The following is an 8,294-nucleotide window of genomic DNA, read 5'->3' as shown; positions in this document are numbered from 1 at the left end:
TTCTTCATTTTAGCTTTAAGTTTTGCTACTTGTCTTGGTTTGTTTTAAAATTATTTAAATTGGAAATTAGAGTTTTATTATACTTTTTGTAGTTGATTTTAAAGGATAAAACCTTGACAACCGAATAAGAAAAATTTCGGGGTTTTTAGAGTGCCTATGAGGAATTGAAACGACTTAACTCTAAACAAACCAGAACCATACAGCCTAGTTTTTAGAGTGCCTATGAGGAATTGAAACTAAAGTAAAAACCACTGAAGGTTTTTCACTTCATCTGTTTTTAGAGTGCCTATGAGGAATTGAAACTATGAACCTATTGTTTTAGCAAACTTTCAGTATGCAGTTTTTAGAGTGCCTATGAGGAATTGAAACCGGAAAAAGGGAACTATGTTCTTATTCCTTCTGAAAAGTTTTTAGAGTGCCTATGAGGAATTGAAACACTGTAAATGAAATTTCAAGTTCTGGTTGGAGTAGCGTTTTTAGAGTGCCTATGAGGAATTGAAACTGCCTTCATACTCATAGAAAAAATCCCAAGCGCCGAGTTTTTAGAGTGCCTATGAGGAATTGAAACGGTATTTAGAAAAATACAAATGTTGTTATAATGGAGTTTCGGTTAATATTTCTACACCGTTTTTTCTTGCAACTACTATGTTTTCTAACCTTACTCCACCGTATCCGGGTATGTATATTCCTGGTTCTATTGTAAATACTGTATTTTCCTGTAATATTTCTTCGTTGTCTTTGTATATTCTTGGTTCTTCGTGGATGTCTATTCCTATTCCGTGTCCTGTTGAGTGGGTAAAGTATTCTCCATATCCGGATTTCTCTATTACCTGTCTTGCTGCAAAGTCTATTTCTTTTATTGGTACTCCGGCTTTTACTTTTTGGGTTGCTGCTATGTGAGCTTCTTTTACGATGTTGTATATCTCTTTAAATTTTTCATCTGGATTGCCTATGTATAATGTTCTTGTAAAATCACTACAGTATCCTTGATATTTTAGACCCATATCTATTAAAAGTGGTGCATTTTTTTGAATCAACTCGTTTGATGTTTCCCAGTGTGGAATGGCTGAATGTTTTCCCGATGCAACTATCGTTGGAAAACTTTCCGATGTGCCTCCTTCTTCAAATATAAGGTCTATAATTTTTCTCCTTACAGATATTTCAGTTAAATTGTTGTTTATATTTTCCTCTATCCAAGGTATTACTTTTTTAAATACATTGTCTATTTTGATTACAGCTTGTTTTATTATTTCTATCTCTTCCTCTGTTTTTGATATTCTAAACTCGTTTAAAAATCCTTCGTATCCATATAGTGAAGGGGTTATTCCCTCTTTTAGTTTTTCGTAGAAAGAGAGTGTTATCTTGTCTTTCTCAAATCCTAAGTTTTTTATATTCAAATCGTTAATAAACTGTTTTAATCCTTTTAGTCCATTTTTTAACTCTACTACTGTAAAGCTTGTTAACTTTTCTTTTGCATTTTGGTAGTATCTTGCATCTGTAAGGAAGTAAATGTCTTTCTGTGTTAGTATAATGTATGCGTTGGAAGATGAAAATCTTGAAAGATAAAAAATATTTGAGTAAGAACTAAATAAGAAGGCGTCTAAGCCTTCTTTTGATAATTTTTGTCTTATTTGGTCCAACTTTTTCAACATTTAAATAACATTCCCTGTTGTATTTGTTCTGCTTTTTCTTTTCCTGCTAACTTTTCAACTATTTTAAATGCAAAACATGCAGCAGTTGCTGGACCTCTTGATGTTAAAACGTTTGAGTCCTCTACTACAGCATCTTCTAAGTAGTTGACATCTCCAAGTTTTTCTTTGTACGTTGGATAAGATGTGGCTTTTTTACCATGGAGTATTCCCGCGTTGGCTAACACGTATGGAGCCGCACATATTGCTCCAGTAAGTTTTCCTTTGTTGTAAAAATCTTGGATTAATTTTTTGACTCTTTCATCTTTGTTGAGGTTGTCTGTTCCGGGTTGTCCCCCTGGAAGGACTATCATATCAAAATCATCAGCGTTAACTTTGTCTATGGTTGTATCCGGAATGACTTTTACACCTCTTGCACTTTCTATGTATCCGTCGTGTAATCCGGCTACAACCACTTCTATGTTTGCTCTTCTGAGAATGTCTATTATACTCATTGCTTCAATCTCTTCAAACCCATCTGCCAAAGGTACCAAAACTTTTGCCATGGTACACCTCCTTAGATGATTTGTATCTCTTCAAATATTTCATCTAAAACAGGATAATTACCTGTAAAACAGGCGGTACAGTAACCTTTTGTTTTATCCGCTGCTTCAAGCATTCCTTCCAATGAAAGGTATCCTAATGTATCTGCACCTATGAACTTTCTTATCTCTTCTATGGACATCTGAGATGCCAGTAGCTCTTCTTTTGTTGGAGTGTCTATTCCGTAATAACAAGGACTTACAACAGGTGGTGAGCTAATTAACATGTGGACTTCTTTTGCACCGGCTTTTCTTAGCATGTTTACTATCTTTTTACTTGTAGTTCCCCTAACTATGGAATCGTCTATAACTACTATTCTTTTTCCTTCTATAACATCCTTAACCGGGTTTAGCTTTAACCTTACACTTAAATCCCTAATTTCCTGAGATGGCTGGATGAAACTTCTACCTATGTAGTGGTTTCTTATAAGTCCTATCTCAAATGGAATACCACTTTCTTCACTGTATCCCATTGCTGCTAACAATCCTGAATCCAGTACAGGAATCACACAGTCTGCATCTATCGGATACTCTTTGGCTAACCTTTTTCCAAACTCTTTTCTTACGCTGTAAACCCACTCTTTAAATATTTTACTGTCTGGTCTTGCAAAGTAAACAAATTCAAATATACATTTTTTTGGATTTTCTGTAAACTCAAAAGGATAGTAAGACCTTAAACCTGCATCATCTATAACTATAACTTCACCTGGATTTATGTCTCTTAGGTATTCTGCATTTACTATATCTAACGCACAGGTCTCAGATGCAACAAAGTAGGAACCTGACCTGTTTTTACCTAACACAAGTGGTCTAAAGCCATGAGGGTCTCTGACTGCTATGAGTTGTTTTTCTCTTAAAATTACAAGAGAGTAAGCTCCTTTGACTTTTTTCATTGCCTCAAATATGTGAGGTAAAAAGTCTTCGTCGTTTTTGTGAAGGTTTATGTGAGGTGGGGCCGGCTGTCTTGATTTTGCTATCAGATGGACAAAGACTTCGGTGTCCGACGTTGACCTGAATATAGCTCCTTCCATCTCAAGTTCTTTTTTTAATCTTTCTGCGTTTACAAGATTTCCGTTGTGGGCTATTGCAAACTGTCCTCCGTAAAAGTGGGCAAAAAATGGCTGGATGTTTTTAGGGTTTGAACCACCGGCTGTAGAGTATCTGACATGACCTATTGCTATGTCTCCTTTTAATTCTCTAATGTCTTCTTCTTTTAAAGCTTGGGTTACCAAACCACTTCCAAGTCTTATGTTTATATCGTAGCCATCGGATACGGCTATTCCGGCTGATTCTTGTCCTCGGTGTTGTAAAGCGTGCAGTCCTAAAAAAGTCATTTCTGCTGCTGATTTATTGTTAAAAACACCAAATATTCCACACATTTTATAAATTCACCTCTTTAAAATCAAGTGTAATATCTAATTTTACCACGATTTCAAAACAATTTTCCTACTGCTACATCGTAGGAAGCGTATGCAAATATTTCACTCAATGATGGATGGAAGTATATAAATTCGTGAACGTCGGAAGCTGTGTATCCTTCTTTTATGAATGTGGCTATCTGATGTATAATTTCCGATGCTCCTATTCCTACAACATCTACACCTATTATCTTTTTGCTTTCTTTTTCAAAGTAAAGTCTTACATAACCTTCTGAATCAAGTTCATCTACAGCTTTTTCGTTGTACATAAATGGATAATATCCGGATACAACTTCCATTCCTTGTTGTTTTGCCATCTCTTCATTTAGTCCTACGTGTCCTATCTCGTATCCTGAAAATATAGCCCATGGTGTTAGTGTGTAATCCGGAGATTTTTTTTCGGAAGATGTGATGTTGTTTAAAACTATTTTCGCTTCGTACGATGCTATGTGAGCAAGCATTGGTGAGTTTACAACATCTCCTATCGCGTATATGTTTTCAAAGTTCGTTTGAAGATGTTGGTTTACTTTTATAAATCCTTTTTCATCTTTTTCTATACCTATTGTGTCTATATCGTTTGTGTTTGGTTTTCTTCCTATGGTAAGAAGTATTTTATCTACCGTTATAGTTTCACCGTTGGAGAGTTTTACATTTATTTTTTCATTTTCTATCAAAAAGTCTTCTACAGTGGTGTTAAAGAAGGTTTTTATTCCTATTGAATTAAACTTTTTTAGAAGGTTTTTTGATATCTCAGGAGATATTATTTGAGAAGGTAAAAGTCTGTCTTGTAGCTCCGTGATGTAAATGTTGCAACCGTAGATTTTTGCTATGTATCCTATCTCACATCCGGCTACGCCACCACCAACTACCAACATACTTTCTGGTAGTGTGTCTAATCTTTCCATGTAGTCTTCCGTTGTTATTATGTATTTTCCGTCCGGATTTAGTTTTCCAACGGAAGCCGGATAAGAACCAGTTGCTATTATAATGTTTTTTCCTTCTATAACTTCTGTTTTTCCATCGGGATACTTTACTTCAACCTGATTTTTACCAACTATCTTACCTTTTCCATTAAAAACAGGAACTTTTTTAGATTTAAGAAGTTGTTCTAAAGACTTTCTTAAAAATCCAATTGCTTTTTCTTTACTTTCAAAGGCTGTTTTGTAATCTATAGAGTAATTTTCAACATTAATACCGTAATTTTTAATTTTTGAAAGTTTTTCTATCGTATGGGCTCCACTTCTTAAGTACTTTGTAGGAATGCAAGCTCTATTTAAACAGTTTCCACCAAGTTTACTCTTTTCAACTATTGCAACACTTAACTTTTTCCTTAAAGCGGTCAAAACTGCTTCATAACCACCAGGACCCATTCCTATAACTATTAAATCAAACATATGAAAAACTCCTTTGAGAAAGATTTACAATATTAATTTTGAGTATGATTGTTGTGATTGTCAAGTTATTAATGGAAGTGAAGAAAGGGAGGATGACGGGACTTGAACCCGCGACCTCACCCTTACCAAGGGTGTGCTCTGCCGACTGAGCTACCTGGGCAAAAAATAAAATAAATATTGTGGCATATTTACAGAATAAATAGTATAAACTATTAAATTATCTTTTGTCAAGATTTTTATATTTAAGAGAAGCAAATTTATGAATAAATGCACTTTTGAAAAATGGGAAGAGCGGGAGACGGGACTCGAACCCGCGGCCATCTGCTTGGAAGGCAGATGCTCTACCAACTGAGCTACTCCCGCATATCTATGGAGAGGGACGGATTCGAACCGCCGAAGGCTTTCGCCGGGAGATTTACAGTCTCCTGCCGTTGGCCACTTGGCTACCTCTCCTTATTCTTTTGTAAGCCGGCGGTGGGACTCGAACCCACGACCTGGTGATTACAAATCACCTGCTCTGCCGACTGAGCTACACCGGCTTATTTGAGATAGATATTATATGAAAAATTTTGTATAATGTCAAGAGTTTTTAAATATGTTAAAAATTGAAGTTAAAAAAATGGAAAAGAAGTTTTTAGAATTGGCTTTAAAAGAAGCAGAAAAAGCAATGAAAAAAGGTGAAGTTCCTGTTGGGGCAGTTTTGGTTAAAGATGGTAATGTTATATCTAAAGGATATAACTTAAGAATATCAAAAAATAACGCTTTATACCATGCTGAAGTAGTTGTAATTGAAAAAGCTTGTAAAAAGTTAAAGAACTGGCGTTTAGATGGTTGTGTATTGTATACAACTTTAGAACCTTGTATTATGTGTGCTGGAGCAATTATGCAAGCGAGAATAAAAAAAGTTGTCTTTTTAGCAAAGGATGAAAAAGCAGGAGCTGTTGTAAGTAAATACAATTTATTTGATGATAATAAATTACCTTTTAAAGTAGAATATTCTTATGTTCCAGATGAAAGGGCAGAGAAACTTTTAAAGGATTTCTTTAAATTTTTAAGAATTAATAAACGTAGGGATGTGTAAACATCTCCCTTATTACTTTTCCAATTATACCATTTATAAACTTTACGGATTCTTTTGAACCTGTATAACACTCTACTAAATCTAAAGCATCTAAAACTATTCTTTTTATCATTAAATCTTCTTCTTTGTTTGTTTCTTTCAAAATTAAAAGTTCCGTAATGGCTATTCTAAGTATTGCTCTTTCTATGTATCCTAATCTTTCAAATCGCCATTTTTGTAAATGGGATTTTATTAAATTATCAACTGTTTCTTTATTTTTTTCAAAAAAGGATATGACATTGTACGCATGTTTAATAACTTCCGGATGTATAGTTTTTATTCGAGTGTACTCGTTTAAGATGGATTCTAAATTATCCTCTTTTTGGTCATAAGAGTAAAATATTCGAAGGAGTAATTCTCTTGCTTGTCTTTGTACGTTTTTTATGTTATATTTCATTATCTATCCTACTTGTTTTATTATATTTACCATTTCTATTGCTGTTAATGCTGCATCAAAGCCTTTGTTTCCCATTTTTGTTCCGGCTCTTTCAACGGCTTGTTCGATAGTGTCTGTTGTTAGTATTCCATAGGAAATTGGAACTTCAGTTTCTAAGGATACTTGAGCTATTCCTTTTGTTACTTCACTTGCTACATAATCAAAATGTGGTGTTGAGCCTCTTATAACTGCTCCAAGACATATAACAGCATCGTATCTTCCCGATTTAGCTAATTTTTTTGCAATCAAAGGGATTTCAAAGGAACCTGGAACTTTTACAACTTCTATATTTTCTTTGCTACCACTATGTCTTAAAATACAATCTATAGCACCCTCTAACAGTCTTTCTGTAATAAAACTGTTAAACCTACCTACAACTATAGCAAATTTTATGTTCTCAGCTGTTAAATTACCTTCTATGATTTTCATTATAAACCTCCTTTATTATGTTAATCGTTCCATTTCCCTTTTTTCCATTCTTTTTCTTCTTTTTTCCTTTCTTTCTCTAATTCCTTAAAAAATTTTCTTTCTTGGTTTCTTTCATGGACTTCCATTCTTCTTATCTGTCCAGGTGGTATTTTAATTGGAGGTTCTCCTTTTAAAATAATCCATGGTCCTTCATACCTTTCCGCCACATACCACACACCACCTTTGTACCAATACCATCTGTTCTTATATCTGTAAACTTCAATTCTATCATCGTCAATTATGTAAATATCGTATTTTGGTATATATACTACTCTTGGATTTACTACTATCCTATCCGGAGTATCAACAATTACAGCTCCTCCAGGTCTTGCAACTACAGTACAAGAAGAAATCATTAAACCTAAAGATGTAAAAGCAACCATAAAATACTTCTTCATGATTAAACCTCTTTCTTAATGATTTTTTTAACTGTATCTACGATATAATCTACCTCTTTTTCTGTTAAAGATGCATGAATTGGAATTGCAAAAAGTTCTTTTGTGCAAAGTTCACCAAATTCACATGGTAGGTGTTGAGCGTTCCGGAGTTGGTGTAATGTATATTCGTAATAAACTCTGGCTCCTATACCATTTTCAATGAGTTTTTCCACTATTTTGTTTCGTTGTGGATGTCTTAAAGCATAGATATGAAATACATGTTTTCTATCCGGATACTCTTGAGGAAGGATTAATCCAGGTAAATCCTTAAATTCTTCCTTGTATATTTTTGCAATTTTTCTTCTTTTTTCGTTTGTTTCATCTAACCTTTGAAGTTGCCAATATCCTATCCCTGCTTGAAATTCTGTTATTCTTAAATTCAAAGCCGGATGGTCCCCAAACTCTATCCAATTTGTGATTTTTTCATCTAAGTAAGGAGAGTTTGTTAATATTGCACCGCCTTCTCCCATCGCAACGTTCTTAGAAGCATAGAAACTAAAAGCAGAGATATCTCCTAAACTACCTGCTTTTTTTCCTTTATACTCCGCACCGTGAGCTTGAGCTGCATCTTCTAATATTACTATATTTTTTGGTTTACACAACTCTTTTATTCTATCCATATCTGCTGTTTGTCCAAAAAGATGTACTGGAATAACAGCTTTTGGATTATACTTTTCTATAGCTTCTTCAAGTTGTTTTACATTCATAGTATAACTTTCATCTACATCTATAACAACAGGAGTTCCTCCTGCCATTATAACGGCGTCAATGGTTGCCATAAAGCTAAGAGA

9 protein-coding genes, 3 tRNA genes and 1 CRISPR repeat array are annotated in these 8,294 nt (G+C 34.3%); of the genes, 1 reads left to right on the top strand and 11 read right to left on the bottom strand.

Annotated elements, in window-relative coordinates; translation table 11 throughout:
* Window positions 1–141: 141 nt before the first annotated feature.
* A CRISPR array of direct repeats spans window positions 142–568; the repeat unit is 30 nt; unit sequence GTTTTTAGAGTGCCTATGAGGAATTGAAAC.
* Between the two features lie 25 nt (window positions 569–593).
* The 7 genes from NE054_RS06110 to NE054_RS06080 all read right to left on the bottom strand — a co-directional run bounded on the left by NE054_RS06110 (window position 594) and on the right by NE054_RS06080 (window position 5,581).
* Complete coding sequence (locus tag NE054_RS06110; protein ID WP_297889839.1) at window positions 594–1,652, bottom strand: Xaa-Pro peptidase family protein; 1,059 nt, start codon at window positions 1,650–1,652, stop codon at window positions 594–596.
* Window positions 1,646–2,194, bottom strand: coding sequence for a DJ-1 family glyoxalase III (locus NE054_RS06105; RefSeq protein ID WP_297889837.1), 549 nt, complete (start codon window positions 2,192–2,194; stop codon window positions 1,646–1,648). The genes NE054_RS06110 and NE054_RS06105 overlap by 7 nt, the downstream gene beginning before the upstream one ends.
* Before the next feature lie 11 nt (window positions 2,195–2,205).
* Window positions 2,206–3,609, bottom strand: coding sequence for an amidophosphoribosyltransferase (gene purF / locus NE054_RS06100; protein ID WP_297889836.1), 1,404 nt, complete (start codon window positions 3,607–3,609; stop codon window positions 2,206–2,208).
* Window positions 3,610–3,662: 53 nt separating this feature from the next.
* Window positions 3,663–5,042, bottom strand: a complete 1,380-nt coding sequence (gene lpdA, locus NE054_RS06095) for a dihydrolipoyl dehydrogenase (RefSeq protein ID WP_297889834.1) — start codon at window positions 5,040–5,042, stop codon at window positions 3,663–3,665.
* 290 nt (window positions 5,043–5,332) lie between these two features.
* Window positions 5,333–5,405: transfer RNA gene (locus NE054_RS06090), tRNA-Gly, on the bottom strand.
* A 7-nt stretch (window positions 5,406–5,412) separates the two neighbouring features.
* A tRNA-Tyr gene (locus NE054_RS06085) sits at window positions 5,413–5,495 on the bottom strand.
* A 13-nt stretch (window positions 5,496–5,508) separates the two neighbouring features.
* A tRNA-Thr gene (locus NE054_RS06080) sits at window positions 5,509–5,581 on the bottom strand.
* 56 nt (window positions 5,582–5,637) lie between these two features.
* Between NE054_RS06080 and NE054_RS06075 the strand changes: the two genes are divergently transcribed.
* Window positions 5,638–6,123 (top strand): nucleoside deaminase, encoded by a 486-nt coding sequence (locus NE054_RS06075; RefSeq protein WP_297889832.1) that lies wholly within the window; start codon window positions 5,638–5,640, stop codon window positions 6,121–6,123.
* Here NE054_RS06075 and nusB read toward each other — a convergent pair.
* From nusB to NE054_RS06055, 4 genes are all read right to left on the bottom strand, one after another.
* Window positions 6,101–6,559 (bottom strand): transcription antitermination factor NusB, encoded by a 459-nt coding sequence (nusB, locus tag NE054_RS06070; protein WP_297889830.1) that lies wholly within the window; start codon window positions 6,557–6,559, stop codon window positions 6,101–6,103. The genes NE054_RS06075 and nusB overlap by 23 nt on opposite strands.
* Window positions 6,560–6,562: 3 nt before the next feature.
* Window positions 6,563–7,027: a 6,7-dimethyl-8-ribityllumazine synthase gene (gene ribE, locus NE054_RS06065; protein WP_297889828.1), complete on the bottom strand. Its 465-nt coding sequence runs from the start codon at window positions 7,025–7,027 to the stop codon at window positions 6,563–6,565.
* Between the two features lie 20 nt (window positions 7,028–7,047).
* The gene (locus NE054_RS06060; protein ID WP_297889827.1) at window positions 7,048–7,464 is read right to left on the bottom strand and encodes a hypothetical protein; all 417 of its coding nucleotides are present in this window, start codon (window positions 7,462–7,464) and stop codon (window positions 7,048–7,050) included.
* A gap of 2 nt (window positions 7,465–7,466) precedes the next feature.
* Window positions 7,467–8,294 (bottom strand): DegT/DnrJ/EryC1/StrS family aminotransferase (locus tag NE054_RS06055; RefSeq protein WP_297889826.1); only part of this gene is annotated, 828 nt, incomplete at its 5' end.

Source organism: Sulfurihydrogenibium sp. (genome assembly GCF_027448985.1).
GTDB lineage: Bacteria > Aquificota > Aquificia > Aquificales > Hydrogenothermaceae > Sulfurihydrogenibium.
The sequence above is the reverse complement of the archived record's forward strand: the minus strand, read 5'-3'. Positions and strand labels throughout refer to the sequence as shown.